Genomic DNA, 15825 nt, shown 5'->3' with positions numbered 1-15825 from the left:
GCGCAGCTCGGGGAACTGCTCGCGCAGTGGACGTAGCCGACAAACGCCCGCGGGCCGTCCTGCGCGTCGGGATTGTGCCTTGCGGTGGTACGCCCGCGTCAGTCGGTCATGGCCTCGCGCACCAGCGCCGTGTCGACGAACTGCTCGAACCGCACGATGAGCCCGCCGCGGACGACGAAGTGGTGGGCCACGCGGACGTCGATCGGCTTGCCGGTGGCTTTGTTGGTCGCGGTGTAGCGGGCCAGGACGACGACGTTCTCACCGTCGACGACATAGGTGTCGTCGTGCGCGGTCCAGCCGTCCCACTCCTTGCCGAGCTGCTCCATGACGTTGGAGGTGATGCCGTCGGGCGTACGGTAGGTGCCGGCGAGGGGGAAGCCGGCCATCTCCTTCCACTCCACGTCGGGGGCGAGAGTGGCGCGCAGGGCCTCCAGGTCGCCCGCGGCCGAGGCCAGATACTGGCGGCGTACGACGTCGGCGGGGGCGGTGGAAGTGGCGAACTCGCTCATGGTCAGCCCCACTTCATCTCGCCCTTGGCGACCTTCGCCCCGATCTGCGCGGCGATCAGCATGCCGTTGTCCGGGTAGCGCGCCACGAGCGCCTCGGTCAGCGCGGCACCATCGGCGGCTTTGGCGAGCGCCTCCTCGAAGGCGACCAGGTAGTCGCGGGTGGCGGTGATCGCGGAGGCGTCGGCCGCGGCGCCGGGCAGGCGGTGGCCCGGGACAACAAGCTCCGGGTCGAGAGCAGCCATCTCGTCCAGCAGCTTGATCCAGGCGGCGCGGGAGGCGGGGGTGGCGGTGTCGGCGACCCAGACGTGCTCCTGCTGGAAGAGCAGGACACCGCCGAGGACGGCGCGGGACTCGGCCTGCCACAGGTAGTGCCGGTCGGACAGCTCCTCGGAGCCACCCTTGAGCTCGAAGCGGTGGCCCTCCAGGGTGAGGTCGCCGGTCAGCGGCTCAAGGTCGACCAGGCGGGTGGGCAGGTTCGGGCCGAGTGCCGCCCAGGCCTTCAGCTTGCCCTCGTAGGAGTGCTTGATGTGCTCGATGACGATCGGCGTGGCGACGAACTTCGCGTCGGAGAAGGCGTCGGCGATCACTTCGGCGCCGAAGTAGAAGTCCGGGTCGCCGTGGCTGACGAACACGGTGGTCAGCTTCTTGCCCGAGTCGAGGATCTCGGCGGCCAGACGGTGGCCGTCGGCGCGGGTGAAGGCGGCGTCGACCAGCAGCGCCTCGTTCTCGCCGGTGACGAGGGTGGCGGTCTTGTTCTTGCTGCCGGCCGGGAAGTCCAGGTCGAGGACCTTGAAGTCGAGGGTGCTCATGCTGGGCGCTCCTTTTCGCAAGGGATGGGGTGGGGACGGGGGAAGTTCAGTGAGCGGCGAGGCGTTCGTCGACCTCGTCGGCGGTGGCGTGACCGTAGGCCAGTGGCGTGACGGAATCGCCGTCGACGGCCAGCAGGGTGGGGAAACCGGTGACCCCGAGCTGGGCCGCGCGACGGAAGTCGGCGCGGGCCGCGGTCTGTGCCTCGGGCGCTTCGAAGGCGGCGACGACGGCATCGGCGTCGAGCCCGACCGCCTGGGCGACCGTCCGGTAGGTGGCAGCCTCCGACAGGCTCAGGCCGTCGACGTAGAAGGCGTGCTGCAAGGCCGCGGCCAGCTCCGCCGCGCGGTCGGGGGCCACCTGGCGCAGGGCCGCGACACCGCGGGCGGCGGCCTCGGAGTCCATCACGAACGAGCCGTCGGCGATCAACTCCTCGTATGCCTGGCCGAATGTGGCACCAGTCGACTCGGCGATCTTGGCGTTCGTGCCCTGGACGTACCCGAACTCGCGGATCGGCACCCGGCGCGCCCCGGTGAACAGACCCCCGGAGACCACCTCTACTGGCAGGTCGGGATGGCGCGAGGTGATCTCGCGCAGAGTCGCGGTGAATCCGTGCGACCAGCCGCAATAGGCGTCGAAGACGTAGACGAGCTTCATCGGAGACCTCGGCAGAGAAGGGCGCCCGCCGACTGCGAGCGATTCATCTGACCAAACAGTAGCTGACTCGTCAGATATTTCTCGACCTGTGTGAACTGGGACACACGAGTGTCGCCAACACCATCAGCCCCGTGCTGCTGTCGGTCCGCAGGTCAGGGAAGCCGAGGCAGTACGTCCCGGGCTGTGTGGCTGAGGATGCGCAGATCCTCCGCGAACCGCTCGCGGTCCGCCGCCGGGAGGGGCTCCACGAAGTACCGCTTGATGTTCTCCAGGTGCACCCTGGCAGCGCGTACGGCGGTCTCCTCGCCCAGCGGGGTCAGGCGCACCAGCCTCCCGCGCCGGTCGTCGGGGGACTCCGCGCGCGTCACGAGACCAGCCGTCTCCATGCGATCCACCAGCCGGGTGGCGCCGCCGGTCGTGAGGACCTGCTCCTGGGCGATGGCCCGCATGGACAACCCGGGCTCGCCCGCCCGTCCGAGGATCAGCAGCACCTCGAAGACCAGATGGCTGATGCCGCACTCCACCTCAAGGGCCCGGCCGAGGATGTACTCCAGTCGGTTCGCCGCCCCCTGCAACCGCCCGAACGCCAGGATCAGCTCATGGTCGGCAGCATCCTTCGCCGTCCCGATCCCCGTTTCCTCACCCACGGCCGCGCCGCCCCTCTCGTCGTCCCGGCACCACCGTACCGATCACGGAGGGGACGGCCGGCACAGCCACGGGGCAACCGACTCGTACACCATCCCCACCCGGTTCCGCGGCGACCTGCCGGCCACGCAAGGGGACACTGCCTACACCGGCGACGCCATCACGCTCACGTTCCACTTCTGGAGCGGCGCCACGGTGACGTACCAGGTCACCGAGTCCGGGAACTCGGTGACCGGCACAACCGCCTGACACGTCCTTCTTCGGACGGCCAACTCAGTTGATGCGGACGATCTTCCAGAGTTGGTCGTCGATGTTCAGGTCGTTCCACTGCACGACTGCCGCGCCGTTGCTGGTGGAGGACTGGGCAATGGCGGCATTGAGGCCGCTGCCCACGTTCTTGAGTTCGTAGTAGCCGTTGCCCGCGTCGGTGAGGGTCCACTTCTGTGAGTTCGCCGCGGACGGCGTGTTCTGGACGACGGCGGCTCCGGCGGTGGTGGAGCCGTTACGGATGTCCAGGTTCAGGTTGCTGTTGACGTTCCTGATGGTCCAGGCTCCACCGCCGGCGGACTGGAAGGTGAACAGCTGGCAGAAGCAGGCCGAGTTCTGCCACTGGTTCGCGGCCGTTCCAGAGGCGGTGGAGCCTTGGGGGATGTCGAGGTACTTACCGCTGTTCTTGTTCACCAGGACGTACTGTCCGGTGCCCAGCGGCGGCAGAGCGGTCTGGGTGAGGTTCCAGCGCTGGCAGGCGCAGCTGGTGCCGCTCCACTGGACGGCGGCGGTGCCGGGCGCGGTGGAGGCGTTCGGGATCTCCAGGTACTTGCCGGTCACACGGTTGGTGATGCTGTACCCGCCGGCCTGGTGCGGGGATACGGCCCACTCGTGGTCCAGGGTGCTGTTGTCGTCCCACTGGAGGATCTTGGCTCCGTCGGCGGTGGACTGGTTCTCCACGCCGAGGACCTTGCCGCTGGCGATGTTGAGGATCTTGAAGTAGCCGGAGGGCTGCTGCACGAAGCGCCACTGCTGGTCAGTGGCGTTGTCGGCGTTCTGCTGGGTGGCGTTCGTGCCGTTGGCGGTGGAGCCGCCCGCGATGCCCAGCAGGAGGTTGCTGCCAGCGTTCGACACGGTGTAGGTCGCACCGTCCGAGATGCCGCCACCCAGGTCGATGGTGCTGTAGGTGACGGGGTTGGAGAGGTTGCTGCCTCCGTTGCCGCCACTGAGCACGAGCAGGCTGTGGCCGTCGGGCAGGGGCAGCATGCCGCGGCTGTAGCCGCCTGCGACGTTGGAGCTGATGCGCGTCCAGGTGTTCGCGGCGCCGTTCTGGGTGTTGAGGAACAGGTCGCTGGTGCTGTAGGCGCCGACGACAAGCGTGCCGTTCGGACCGCCGGTGGGCAGCCATGTGACGTACGGGGTGCTGGTGGGGACCACGCCGTCCGTCGACCGCAGGGGAATGCCCGTGACGGAGTCGAACGCCTCCGGGTCGGAGGAGATCTTGTAGTAGACGGCGAAGTTGCCCGAGGGGGAGCCGCCGTACTCGTACGTCATGATGTAGTTGCCGTTGGGCAGCTTCGCGACGGTGGCCATACCCGGGCGCTGGCTGTAGGTGGGCATCGCCACGTCGTCCACGACCGGACCCCAGGTGCGAAGGTCCGTGGTGACCTGGTGCACGAGCTTCTGTCCGTGGTCGGGGTCGCGCTGATCGGAGTAGTAGACGATCAGCTTGCCGTTGGCGTAGAGGAAGAAGGGCTCCCATACGGGGGTGTTGCCGTTGCCGTTCTGGTCGTATGCCGGGCCGCCGGTGGCGATGTTGCTGACGAAAGTCCAGGTCTGTCCACGGTCGGTGCTGGCATAGACATCGATCTTGATGGCGGAGCGGTCGGCGGGGACCGAAGCGCCGGCGGCCAGGATCGTGCCCGCCGGGAAGCCGCCCACCGCGGTGGGCAGTTCGAACAGCTCGGGCTGCCAGCGCATGCCCCAGCCGTTCTGCGTGTCGGCGACCTCGGAGATCTTCGACCAGGAGTCGCCGTTGTCGGTGCTGCGGTAGATCGGGAGGACCGGTCTGCCGGAGGTGTACTGCTCGAACGTCGCGAGGATGGTGCCATTGGCGGAGCCGTTGTGCTGCATGCGCATCGCCCGCGGGTAAAGCGACCCGGGCGAGGGCGCGCCCGACGGCGGGGTGTACATCGTCTGCGAGGGGCGGGCCAGGGCGTCCGCCCGGCCGACGGGCAGGACCATGGTCATCGCCGTGACGAGCAGGATAAAGGCCAAGGCCAAGAAGGAGGTTGGGCGGGAACGCGGAGCGGCGCCGGGTCTGGCGCCTGTCTGCGCAGGGGACATTGCGGCTCCCAGGGGAAGGTGTGTTTCGGTTTCCGCCGGCTCGGAACGGCCCGGAGTGACGCGGCGGAGTTCGTTGGGCGCGGCCCCGGGGGCAGCCGGGCGCCGCTGCCGGGCGCGACGCGCGAGCGCAGGGGGTGCGGCGCGACAAGCGCGGAAGGGCGGGTGGGGCGCCCCGGCGTGTGGGGGGCCGGAGCAGTGGTACTAGGTGGGGTTGGTCAGTGGGAGGGCGGAGGCGCGGTCGAGCCGCGGACGATCAGTTCGACCGGTGGGTCGTTCGCCGGCGGCAGAGCGGTGTCGGGCTTCTCGATGGCGTGGAGGAGAAGCCGGATTCCTTCGCTCGACGCGGCCTCGAAGGGCTGACGGACGGTGGTCAGAGGCGGGGAGACGTAGGCGAAGACCGGGTTTCCGTCGAAACCGACGACGCTGATGTCCTCCGGCACCCGGCACCCGGCTTCCCGCAGGGCATGGATCAGGCCGATGGCCATCTCGTCGCCCCCGGCGAACACCGCGGTCACCGAGCCGTCCGCGGCCAGCTCGCGACCCGCGGCGTACCCGGAGGCCGCCGACCAGTCGCCGTTCAGCACGGGCGGTTCATGCGCGCCCCGGGCCGCCAGAGCGGCCCGCCATCCCTCGATGCGGTCCGTCGTGGCGTACCACCGCCGCGGCCCGGCGAGATGATGGACGGTCGCATGCCCCAGGTCCAGGAGGTGATCAGTGGCCGCGCGCGCCAACTGATGGGCGCCCACCCCGACGGTCAGGGTCCGGGCGGCAGCGAAGGCGGGCGGGGCTCCAAGAAAGAGGACCGGCACGTCGACGCCGAGCGGGACTTCACCTTCGACAATGGGTTCGGAGACGACGATCCCGTCCACGCCCTGTTCCAGGAGTGATTCCAGCGCGGCGGCGATGCTTTCCGGGTTGCCGTCCGGTGTGTTGACCACGCGAAGCGCGTAACCGGCGTCCCGTACGGCTTGTTCGATGCCCACGAGCAGGGAGGCGGTTCCATACCCGGCTGTTCCCAGAGCGACCACACCGATGGAGCGGGTACGGCCGGAGGCCAGTGCCCTGGCGGCGTGGTTCAGCCGGTAGCCGAGTTCCTCGGCGGCGGCCAGGACGCGTCGGCGGGACTCGTCGGAGACGTACGGCTCGTTGTTGAGGACCCGGGAGACCGTCTTGCGTGAGACGCCGGCCAGCCTGGCCACGTCCTCACTGCGCGGCGCGGAGGAGCCGCCACCGCGCTCCACCCCTGTTGTCATGAAGTCTCCCCTGGCCGTGTGTTCTCCATCGAACGAGGTCAGTTGCATGACCGCGCGGTCTGACCGCGCGGTCAATGTGTACGCATCCGCCGAGCCCGCGTCAAGAGTTCCCGCAATGCCGATTGCCTCCGGTGCGAGCGGACACCGGGGCCCGCGACCGGGCGGAGGGGGTCCCGCAAGTGGCCGAGGAAGCACGCCCGGCACGCATTGCTGCAGCTCAAGCGCCTACTACTCCGTACGGGACGACTCGACGGCCAGCCATGCCAGTACTGTCCGTCCGCTCCGGTTGCCCGCGCGTCGGGCTACTGACCGGACCTGATCCATCACGAGTTGGCGGACGCGGAGTCTTGACAGCGAGGACACAGAGCGTTCACGCTTCCTGGCGTCCACCGATCGTGTTTGTTTGATCGTGTTTGATTCTGGTCACTCAGCGGCTGTCTCTCCGCCAACCCTCTTCCGGCTGACGCGCCAAGTCTGGGTACCGCCAGCCCTGTCAGGAGTCGAAATGCACCCTTCATCCCTTGGTCAGCCCATGCCTGGCACCAGCCGCCGCACCGTGCTCCGCGGGCTCGGCGGAGCCGCGGTACTGGGTGCCGGCATCCCCCTGCTGAGTGCCTGCGCCGGCAGTTCCGCCTCGTCGGACCCCAAGACCGTCACCGTGGGCTCCAACGCGTCCGACGCCGTCCCCAAGAAGGGATACGGCGACGTCTACGCGGCCTTCACAAAGCAGTCCGGGATCACGGTCGACATCAACACCAAGGACCACAACACGTTCCAGGAGCAGATCAACACCTACCTGCAGGGCACGCCGGACGACGTGTTCCAGTGGTTCGCCGGCTACCGGATGCAGTTCTTCGCGGCCAAGGGGCTCGCCTCCCCGATCGACGATGTGTGGAAGACGATCGGGGGCAACTTCCCCAGTGCCATGCACGACCTGAGCAAGGGTCAGGACGGCAAGTACTACCTGGTGCCCCTCACCACGTCCCCGTGGGCGGTCTTCTACCGCAAGAGCGTCTTCCAGAAGTACGGCTACGAGGTCCCCACCACGTGGGACGCGTACGTTGCTCTCTGCAAGCAGATGAAGAAGGACGGCCTCGTTCCCATCGCGTACGGTGACAAGGACGCCTGGCCGGCGATGGGCTCCTTCGACCAGATCAACTTCCGCCTCAACGGCTACGAGTTCCACGTCGAGCTGATGGCGGGCAAGGCTTCGTGGACCGACGCGAAGGTCCGCAAGGTCTTCGACACCTGGGCCGAGTCCCTCCCCTACCACCAGGAGGGCGCGGTCGGCCGTACCTGGCAGGACGCCGCCCAGACCCTGGTGGCGAAGAAGTCCGGCATGTATATGCTCGGCATGTTCGTGGCCCAGCAGTTCAGCAACAAGGCGGACCTGGACGACCTCGACTTCTTCGCCTTCCCGGAGATCGACCCGGCGTACGGTCAGGACACCGTGGAGGCGCCGACCGACGGCATCATGCTCAGCAAGAAGCCCAAGAACCACGCCGGTTCCGTCAAGCTGCTCGAATTCCTGGGCACGGCCCAGGCCGAGGAGATCTACCTGAAGGCCGACCCGAGCCTCATCGCCGCCTCCTCGAAGGCCGACACCTCCGGCTACAGCACCCTTCAGAAGAAGGGCTACGACATGATCACCCAGGCGAAGCATCTCACCCAGTTCATGGACCGTGACAGCCGCCCGGACTTCACCTCCACGGTGATGCAGCCGGCGCTGCAGAAGTTCATCCGCGACCCCAAGGGGATCGACAGCCTGCTGTCCTCGATCGAGCGCCAGAAGAAGACGATCTTCGCGTCCGACTGAGTCCGACCCCCCTTCTGAAGCGGATGAACACCGACACCATGAGCTCCGAAACGACCACGAAGATCCCGGAGGCGGCCACGGTGCCGCCTCCGGGCGCCGCGACGCCGAAGAGGCGGGTTCCGCAGGGCCACCAGCGCCTGCTGACCCGCCGCGACCGGCTCACTCTCGGTCTGATGGCGGGTCTGCCGACGATCCTGCACATCGCCCTCGTCTGGGTCACCGCCCTCGCCTCGATCGCGCTCGCCTTCACCACCTGGGACGGCATCGGCTTCGACTCGATCCAGTGGGTGGGCCTGCAGAACTTCAAGGAACTGTTCGAGCAGAACCCGCAGTTCTGGCCCGCCGTCCAGCACAACGTCATCTGGTTCGCCGTACTGATCGTGATCCCGACCCCGCTCGGCCTGTTCCTGGCCGTGCAGCTGGACAAGAAGATCCGCTTCAGCCGGGTCTACCAGACGGCCTTCTTCCTGCCCGTCGTGATGTCGATGGCCGTGATCGGCTTCGTCTGGCAGCTGATCTACAACCCCGACACCGGCCTGATCAACAGCCTCATCGGCGCCAACGAGCCCGGCAAGTACATCGACTGGATCGGCGACCCGGACCTCAACCTCTGGGCGATCCTGATCGCCGCGTCCTGGCGGCACGCCGGCTACATGATGATCCTCTACCTGGCCGGTCTGAAGGGCGTCGACCCCTCGCTGCGGGAGGCGTCCGCGCTGGACGGGGCGAGTGAGTGGCAGACGTTCAAGAACGTCATCTTCCCGACCCTGCGCCCCACCAACACGGTCGTCCTGGTCGTCACGATCATCGAGGCCCTGCGCGCCTTCGACCTCGTCTACGTCTTCAACGGCGGCGCCGAGGGCACCGAGCTGCTCTCCATCCTCGTGACCAGCAACATCATCGGCGAGTCCAGCCGGATCGGATACGGCTCCGCCATCGCGGTCGTGCTGCTGCTGATCTCGCTCGTCGTGATCGTCCCGTACCTGGTCGCCACCTTCCGGAAGGAGCGGCGCGCATGAGCACTCTCGCTCTGAAAAAGCCGAAGACGCCGATCCGCCCCGCCCGGATCCTGCTGCACCTCTTCCTCGCGGGCGCCGCCCTGGCCTGGCTCGCGCCGCTGCTCTGGGCCGTCTACGCGGCGATGCGGCCGTACGCCGAGACCAGCGAGAAGGGATATGTGTCCTGGCCGGACACGCTGAACTTCGACAACTTCACCAACGCGTATCAGCAGTCGGACATGACGCACTACTTCGTGAACACGCTGGTCATCGCCGTCCCGGCGGTGCTGCTGACGCTGTTCCTGTCGTCGATGGTCGCCTTCTATGTCAGCCGCTTCGACTTCCGCCTCAACCTAGCCCTGCTGCTGGTCTTCACGGCCGGCAACCTGCTCCCGCAGCAGGTCATCATCACCCCGCTGTACCGCCTCTACCTGCTGATCGACCTGCCGGGCATCACGATGAGCGGCAAGCTGTACGACTCCGCGCTCGGCCTCGTCCTCATCCACGTCGCGTTCCAGTCCGGCTTCTGCGCCTTCGTGCTCAGCAACTACATGCGCACGCTGCCGCACGAGCTGACCGAGGCCGCGCTGGTGGACGGCGCCTCGGTGTGGCGCATGTACTGGCAGATCGTGCTGCCGCTGTGCCGTCCGGCGATGGCGGCCCTGGCGACACTGCTGTCCATCTGGATCTACAACGACTTCTTCTGGGCCCTCGTCCTGATCTCGACCGGCGAGAACATGCCGATCACCTCGGCGCTGAACAACCTCACCGGGACGTACTTCACCGACCCCAACCTGGTCGCCGCCGGCGCGCTGCTCACCGCGATCCCGACGCTGATCGTGTACTTCGTGCTTCAGCGGCAGTTCGTCAGCGGTCTCACCCTCGGCGCCAACAAGGGCTGAAGCGCCCCCACTTGCCCCTCCCCTACACCCCTCCCGGAGCACCACCAGTGAGTACCGCACGCCGTCTTCGCATTCCCGGAATCGCCTACGGAGGTGACTACAACCCCGAGCAGTGGCCCGAGGAGGTCTGGGCCGAGGACATGCGCCTGATGCGCGAGGCCGGGGTCACCATGGTCAGCGTCGGCATCTTCTCCTGGGCGCTGCTCGAACCTTCCGAAGGCGTCTACGACTTCGCCCGCATGGACAAGATCCTCGATCTGCTCCACGAGAACGGCATCGCCGCCGACCTGGCCACCCCCACCGCCGCCCCGCCCGCCTGGTTCTTCAAGGCGTACCCGGAGGCACTGCCCGTCGACCGGGACGGCCGCACACTGTCGTACGGCAGCCGCCAGACCTTCTGCCCGTCCAGCCCCGCCTACCGCCGAGCAGCGCTGCGGATCGCCGGAGCCCTCGCCGAGCGCTACGCCGACCACCCGGCCGTCGTCATGTGGCACATCCACAACGAGTACGGCTGCCACAACGACGCCTGCTACTGCGACACCAGCGCCGCCGCCTTCCGCACCTGGCTGCGCGCCCGCTACGGCGACGATCTGGACGCCCTCAACCACGCCTGGGGCACCACCTTCTGGAGCCAGTGGTACTACGACTGGGAGCAGATCCTGCCGCCCCGCACCACCGCGGCTCCGGCAAACCCCACCCACCAACTCGACTGGCGGCGCTTCTGCTCCGACGAGCTGCTCTCGCTGTGCACCGCCGAACGCGAGGTACTGCGCCGGGCCGCTCCGGATACCCCGGCGACCACCAACTTCCTGGTCCTGCGCACCATCGACGCCCTCGACTACTGGCGCTGGGCACCCAAGCTGGACATCCTCTCCAACGACCACTACCTGATGTCCGACGACCCGGAGGCCGAGGTCGACATCGCGCTCCACGGCGACCTGATGCGCTCGCTCGCGGGCGGCCCGTGGTTCCTCATGGAGCACTCGACCGGCGCCGTCAACTGGCAGCCGGTCAACCGCGCCAAGCTCCCTGGGGAGATGCGCCGCAACGCGCTCGCGCACGTGGCCCACGGTGCCGACGGCATCGCGTTCTTCCAGTGGCGGGCGGCGAAGGCGGGCGCCGAGCAGTGGCACTCGGCGATGCTTCCGCACGCCGGCACCGACAGCCAGATCTGGCGCGACGTCGTCCAACTCGGCGCGGACCTAAGGGCATTGGCCGAAGTGCGGGACTCCACCAGCACGGCACAGGTGGCGATCGTGTGGGACTGGGACGCCCGGTGGGCCCTGGAACTGCCCTCCCAGCCCAGCGGCGAACTGCGCTACCAGGACCTGGTGCGGGACTGGTACACGCCCCTGTGGCGGGCGGGGGTCGCCGTCGACTTCGTACGCCCCGACGACCCCGGACTCGACCGTTACAAACTCGTCCTCGTACCGTCCCTCTACCTGGTGACGGAGGAAGCCGCCGCGAACCTCGCCCGGTTCACCGAACGCGGGGGCACACTGGCCGTGGGATTCCACAGCGGCATGGTCGACGCCAACTGCCACGTGCACCTGGGCGGCTACCCCGGCGCGTTCCGCGACGTCCTCGGCGTGGTCACCGACGAACTCTTCCCTCTGCTGCCGGGCGAGACAACCGGCCTGACCGGCGACGTACCGCCCGCCGCCACGGCCGACCTGTGGTCGGAGCGTATCCGGCTCACCGGCGCGCTGGCCGTCGCCTCCTACGCCGACGGCCCCCTGGCCGGCCATCCTGCCGTCACCCGGCACCAGCACGGCAACGGCACCGCCTGGTACGTGGCCACGCACCCCGACCAGGACACGCTCGCCGCGCTGCTCCAACGCATGCGCCAGGAGGCCGACGTGGCACCGGAACACGAGGCGCCTGCCGGAGTCGAGGTCGTCCGGCGCCGCGGCACCGAGGCCGACTACCTGTTCCTCATCGACCACACCGGAAAAGGCGCCGAAGCACCCGCCGAAGGCGTCGAACTCCTCACCGGAACACCGATCACCGGAACCGTCACCGTCCCACCGGGAGGCGTCACGGTGATCCGCGAGCCACGCTGACCGGTCCCCCGAGGTGACTGGACTGCGGCACGGCGCGGGGTGCGCAGCCCGGTCACTTCCGCGGGACCGGGTGCGTACGCCTGACCTGCGGTTTCGTGGGGTTGCGCGGGTCTGACGACTGCCTTTCTCGTCGAGCATGACCGAGTACTGACCGAGTACCAGGTGATAAGCGGGACGTGCTCGTTGATCCCCCAGGAGATTGCCTCCCGTACCCGGTTCAGGCCGTGATGGGTTGTGCCGGCGAGACGGTCGCGGTCGGGGCGACAGCCTTCGGGCCTCGGCGGTCGGCGATCAAGACGAGCACGAGTCCGAGAGCGACCCACGCGGTGAGCACCAGGGCCGGGGGCATGGCGCCGGTTCCGTCGAAGTAGGCGTTGGCGCGCAGCAGGCTGCCGGAGGCGCCGGGCGGCAGGAGCTGACCCAAGGTGGACCAGCCGGAGGGCAGCCAGTGGGGGCCGCTGCTCAGTCCGGACAGGGGGTTGCCCAGGAACATCATGGAGAGGGCGGCCATGCCGAGGCTGACGCCGAGGGCGGTGAGCCAGTAGGTGCCGCTGAGCGATCCGGTGCCGTACCGCAGGAACGCGGTGACGGCGGCGCCGGCGAGCAGCGAGAACAGCATGGCGCCCGCGAGGCGGGTACGCAGCCCGGCGTGCCCGGGGAAGAGGCGGCTCAGCAGGGCGGCGGGGACCATGCCACCGAATATCAACGGCAGTGCGGCGGCGGCGGCACCGCGTGGGTCGTCGTCAGGGAAGGGCACGAGGTCGTGCACGGTGGCTTTGGTGTCCAGCTGCGCCGCGAGGGTGTTGCCCAGGGTGGTGAGCGCGCTGCTGCCCATGGGGGCGCCAGCGGTGGCGGTGTAGACGTCGACGCGGCCTTCGATCACCGCGATGCCGCCGGTGATGTCCCGCTCCTTGATGGCGGACGCGAGGGCGTCCGTGTTGTCGTACACAGTGACGTCCCACTCGGAGCCGTTCAGCTTGTGCGCGAGCTCTTCGGCGGTGGCGTGTGTGCCGGTGACGTCGGCCGGCATTTCGTGCGGGCCGCTGTTGACGCTGGGCAGGGCGAAGGCGCACAGCATGAGGGTGACCACGGCGGTCAGTCCCAGCAGGACGGCGACGAGCTTCCGCTTGCTGCCGGACCGCCGGGTCGCCGGCCCGGTCGTGGCGGTGAGAGATCGGACATGCGGTTCGTGATCTCCTTCGGCCCTGCTCACTCGCCGCTGAGAAGGGGGCGGGCGGGGCCAGAGCGGGGGTGCGGTGGCAGCGCGTCGGCCGGGCGCGGACTGGAGGACGTGGTGCGAGCGGCGCTTCGTGCCTCCCAGGGACGAGGCGTGCCCGTCGCCGACATCCCTGTGAACGTGGTGGCCGCGGAGGCGGGCATCTCCCGCAGCACCCTGCTGCGGCGCCTGGGGGGAACCCGTCATGCGCTGGACGAGGCGGTGCGTGCCGCCGGCGTGGACCCGGGCGGGCACCGGCTCTCCGTGAGCGGGCGGTGGCGGCGGCGGCCACGCTCATCAGTGCCGAGGGTCTCGCCGCCGCCACGTTGGAGAAGGTCGCCGCCGAGGCCCAGTGCTCCTGCCGAGCCTGTACGCCACCTTCGGTGGCCGCAACGAGCTGCTGTTCACCGTCTACGAGCGCTACAACCCTGTGCTGGACATCGAGAACATGCTGTCCGGCCCGCGGGGGGATCTGCCGGAGACCGTCCGTACCGTTTACCGCCTCATGACCGACGCCCTGAAGCGTGGCCCGCCATGCTCGCCGATGCCCTCGCCCGGCCCGGCGATCCGGTGATGCAGGCCCTGCATGAGCGCTACTTCCCCCGCATGCTCGATGGCGTCGGACGCTGGCCGGCCGACGAGATCGCCGCCGGACGCATCCGTGACCTGCCGGTGGTACCGCTGCTCCAGCAGATGATCGGCCCCTTGGCGCTCCACCTCCGCCTGCGTCCCGTCGCCGAGCACCTGGACGGCGCGGACCTGCCCGCCACGGAGGACACGGTGGAGATCTTCGCCGAGGCGTTTCTGCGGGCTGTCGGGCGCCCCTGACGCTCGGAGGGAGGCCTGCCGGAGCGGCATCGCCGGCCGCGGGCCTTCGCGTCAGCCGGGCCGGCCGAGGCGGACCATGGCGCGGTAGAGGGCGGTGGGTGCGGGCGCCTCCGGCATGGGCGGTATCGGGGCGCCGGGGGCGGCGTAGGAGCGGATCATGTGGGCGACCAGGCGGCGCCAGGCGTCGGGAGCGGCGGCACCCGCGGCGCTCACGACCCCGGCGTTGGCCATGAGCAGGATGGGCAGGTCCCGGTCGGTGACGTCCTCGCGCAGGTGTCCTGTCTCCTTGGCGCGGGAGATGAGTTCCAGGACGCCGTGGTACGCCTCGGCCCGTCGCGCCTCCAGGGCCTTGGCGGCGGGGAAGGTCATGGTCAGGACGTCGGCGAATCCCCGGTCGGCGGCCTGCATGGCGCAGATGGCGTAGAGGTAGCCGGTGAAGCCGTGCCAGAGGTCGGGGTCCTCCAGGGCCACGGTGACGGCCGCCGCATAGGCGTCCATGCGGTCGGCGAAGACCGCGTTGATCAGGTCCTCCCGAGTGGCGAAGCGGCGGGAAAGGGTGGCCTTGCCGACACCGGCCTCGCGGGCGACGGAGGCCATGGAGACACCGAGGCCCTCGCGGGCGTAGAGACGGCGGGCGGCGGCGAGGATGCGGTCGCGGTTGCGTTCGGCGTCGACGCGCAGCCCGGTTCCGGGTCGCTCGGCCGGGGCTGCTTCGGAAGCTGCGGAAGAAGTCATGGAAACACCCTACCGAAGTGGAACAAGCGGCCCACTTGTGTTGCTACGCTGGACAATATGGAAACGGGAAGGCCGTTCCAATTGTCGAGAGGTTGTTGTCATGCGTGCACTCACACTGAGCAAGGTCCCCTCCGCCCCGGCCCTCGCCGAGGTCGAGACCCCCACGCCCGCGGCTGGTGAGCTGCTGGTGAAGGTCGCCGGATCGTCGGTCAACGGCTTCGACCTGTCGGTCACCTCGGGCCTGCTGGAGGGAATGATGGAGCACCGCTTCCCGCTGGTGCTCGGCATGGACTTCGCCGGCACCGTCGAGGCCGTCGGTGAGGGCGTGGACGCCTTCTCGCCCGGAGACGCGGTCTTCGGTGTGGCGATGAAGCCGTACCTCGGCGGCGGTGCGCTGGCCGAGTACGTCACTGTCAGCGCCGGCTACGGCGTCGCCCGGATCCCCGAGGGCCTGGACGTGAAGGACGCGGGTGCGCTCGGGCTGGCGGGCACGGCCGCGCTGAACAGCGTGGAGGCGGCAGCTCTTGAGAAGGGTGAGACGGTGCTGGTCTCCGGCGCCACCGGCGGTGTCGGTGCGCTGGCCGTGCAGTTGGCCGCCGCCCGCGGTGCCCGGGTGATCGCGACCGCCCGCCCCGGCGCCGGGGCCGACTTCGTCACCGGCCTGACCGACGCCGATGTCACGGCCGTGGACTACACGGCCGATCTCGGCGCCCAGGTCCGAGCGCTGGCCCCCGAGGGCATCGACGCGGTGCTGCACATGGCGGGCGACGCCGCGCAGCTGGTGGGCCTGCTGCGCGAGGGTGGCCGGATCGCCTCCACCCTGGGCCTGACCCAGGAGGCCGTCGGGACCGAAGGTGTCACTGTCCACTCGATCACGGCCGACCCCAGCACCCAGACCTTGGACACGCTGGCCGGCCATGCCGCTTCCGAGGCGCTGCGCGTCCCGGTCACCGCCACCTACTCCTTGGAGCAGGGGCCCGAGGCATTCGACGCCTTCGGCGCCGGGACCCTCGGCAAGATCACCGTCACCTGCGCCTGACCACCACGCCGTCCCGCGGCCTG

At 69.1% G+C, this 15825-nt stretch carries 16 protein-coding genes; 8 read left to right on the top strand and 8 right to left on the bottom strand.

The annotated features are described in order from the left end of the window. Positions 1-98: 98 nt before the first annotated feature. The 4 genes from OHT76_RS37990 to OHT76_RS37975 form a co-directional block, all read right to left on the bottom strand. Entirely contained in the window at positions 99-509 is a 411-nt protein-coding gene (locus OHT76_RS37990) for a nuclear transport factor 2 family protein (RefSeq protein WP_328875414.1), read from the bottom strand. 2 nt (positions 510-511) lie between these two features. After that, complete coding sequence (locus OHT76_RS37985) at positions 512-1318, bottom strand: MBL fold metallo-hydrolase (protein WP_328875413.1); 807 nt, start codon at positions 1316-1318, stop codon at positions 512-514. A gap of 46 nt (positions 1319-1364) precedes the next feature. Then, entirely contained in the window at positions 1365-1973 is a 609-nt protein-coding gene (locus tag OHT76_RS37980) for a DsbA family protein (RefSeq protein ID WP_328875412.1), read from the bottom strand. 152 nt (positions 1974-2125) lie between these two features. Further along, positions 2126-2620: a MarR family winged helix-turn-helix transcriptional regulator gene (locus tag OHT76_RS37975; RefSeq protein WP_328875411.1), complete on the bottom strand. Its 495-nt coding sequence runs from the start codon at positions 2618-2620 to the stop codon at positions 2126-2128. Here OHT76_RS37975 and OHT76_RS37970 point away from each other — a divergent pair. After that, positions 2517-2867: a hypothetical protein gene (locus OHT76_RS37970; protein WP_328875410.1), complete on the top strand. Its 351-nt coding sequence runs from the start codon at positions 2517-2519 to the stop codon at positions 2865-2867. The genes OHT76_RS37975 and OHT76_RS37970 overlap by 104 nt on opposite strands. 24 nt (positions 2868-2891) lie before the next feature. Here the strand turns inward: OHT76_RS37970 and OHT76_RS37965 are convergent, their stop codons facing one another. Both OHT76_RS37965 and OHT76_RS37960 read right to left on the bottom strand, forming a co-directional pair. Further along, a complete protein-coding gene (locus OHT76_RS37965; protein ID WP_328875409.1) occupies positions 2892-4952 on the bottom strand; it encodes an RICIN domain-containing protein in 2061 nt (686 codons plus the stop codon). Positions 4953-5167: 215 nt separating this feature from the next. Continuing rightward, positions 5168-6205, bottom strand: coding sequence for a LacI family DNA-binding transcriptional regulator (locus tag OHT76_RS37960; protein ID WP_328875408.1), 1038 nt, complete (start codon positions 6203-6205; stop codon positions 5168-5170). Positions 6206-6710: 505 nt separating this feature from the next. On the opposite strand from OHT76_RS37960, the gene OHT76_RS37955 reads away from it, so the two are divergent. From OHT76_RS37955 to OHT76_RS37940, 4 genes are read left to right on the top strand one after another with little or no spacing between them, the layout of a single operon-like run. Then, the gene (locus OHT76_RS37955) at positions 6711-8021 is read left to right on the top strand and encodes an ABC transporter substrate-binding protein (protein ID WP_443049884.1); all 1311 of its coding nucleotides are present in this window, start codon (positions 6711-6713) and stop codon (positions 8019-8021) included. 38 nt (positions 8022-8059) lie between these two features. Then, complete coding sequence (locus OHT76_RS37950) at positions 8060-9040, top strand: carbohydrate ABC transporter permease (RefSeq protein ID WP_328875406.1); 981 nt, start codon at positions 8060-8062, stop codon at positions 9038-9040. After that, positions 9037-9921 carry a carbohydrate ABC transporter permease gene (locus tag OHT76_RS37945; RefSeq protein WP_328875405.1) on the top strand — a complete coding sequence of 295 codons (885 nt, stop codon included), beginning with the start codon at positions 9037-9039 and terminating at the stop codon, positions 9919-9921. Before OHT76_RS37950 ends, OHT76_RS37945 begins: the two co-directional genes overlap by 4 nt. A 47-nt stretch (positions 9922-9968) precedes the next feature. Next, positions 9969-11984, top strand: a complete 2016-nt coding sequence (locus OHT76_RS37940; RefSeq protein ID WP_328875404.1) for a beta-galactosidase — start codon at positions 9969-9971, stop codon at positions 11982-11984. Between the two features lie 217 nt (positions 11985-12201). Here OHT76_RS37940 and OHT76_RS37935 read toward each other — a convergent pair whose 3' ends face one another. Further along, positions 12202-13197: a hypothetical protein gene (locus tag OHT76_RS37935; RefSeq protein WP_328875403.1), complete on the bottom strand. Its 996-nt coding sequence runs from the start codon at positions 13195-13197 to the stop codon at positions 12202-12204. 355 nt (positions 13198-13552) lie between these two features. Here OHT76_RS37935 and OHT76_RS37930 point away from each other — a divergent pair, with 355 nt between their 5' ends. Together OHT76_RS37930 and OHT76_RS37925 are read left to right on the top strand one after the other, a co-directional pair. Further along, complete coding sequence (locus tag OHT76_RS37930; protein WP_328875402.1) at positions 13553-13774, top strand: hypothetical protein; 222 nt, start codon at positions 13553-13555, stop codon at positions 13772-13774. Continuing rightward, positions 13735-14028: a hypothetical protein gene (locus OHT76_RS37925; RefSeq protein ID WP_328875401.1), complete on the top strand. Its 294-nt coding sequence runs from the start codon at positions 13735-13737 to the stop codon at positions 14026-14028. Before OHT76_RS37930 ends, OHT76_RS37925 begins: the two co-directional genes overlap by 40 nt. A gap of 51 nt (positions 14029-14079) precedes the next feature. Here the strand turns inward: OHT76_RS37925 and OHT76_RS37920 are convergent, their stop codons facing one another. Continuing rightward, complete coding sequence (locus OHT76_RS37920) at positions 14080-14763, bottom strand: TetR/AcrR family transcriptional regulator (RefSeq protein WP_328875400.1); 684 nt, start codon at positions 14761-14763, stop codon at positions 14080-14082. A gap of 100 nt (positions 14764-14863) precedes the next feature. Between OHT76_RS37920 and OHT76_RS37915 the strand changes: the two genes are divergently transcribed. Further along, on the top strand, positions 14864-15802 hold the full coding sequence (locus OHT76_RS37915) for an NADP-dependent oxidoreductase (RefSeq protein ID WP_328875399.1): 939 nt from the start codon (positions 14864-14866) through the stop codon (positions 15800-15802). Positions 15803-15825: the final 23 nt, after the last annotated feature.

This window comes from Streptomyces sp. NBC_00287 (genome assembly GCF_036173105.1).
Lineage (GTDB): Bacteria > Actinomycetota > Actinomycetes > Streptomycetales > Streptomycetaceae > Streptomyces.
The sequence above is the reverse complement of the archived record's forward strand: the minus strand, read 5'-3'. Positions and strand labels throughout refer to the sequence as shown.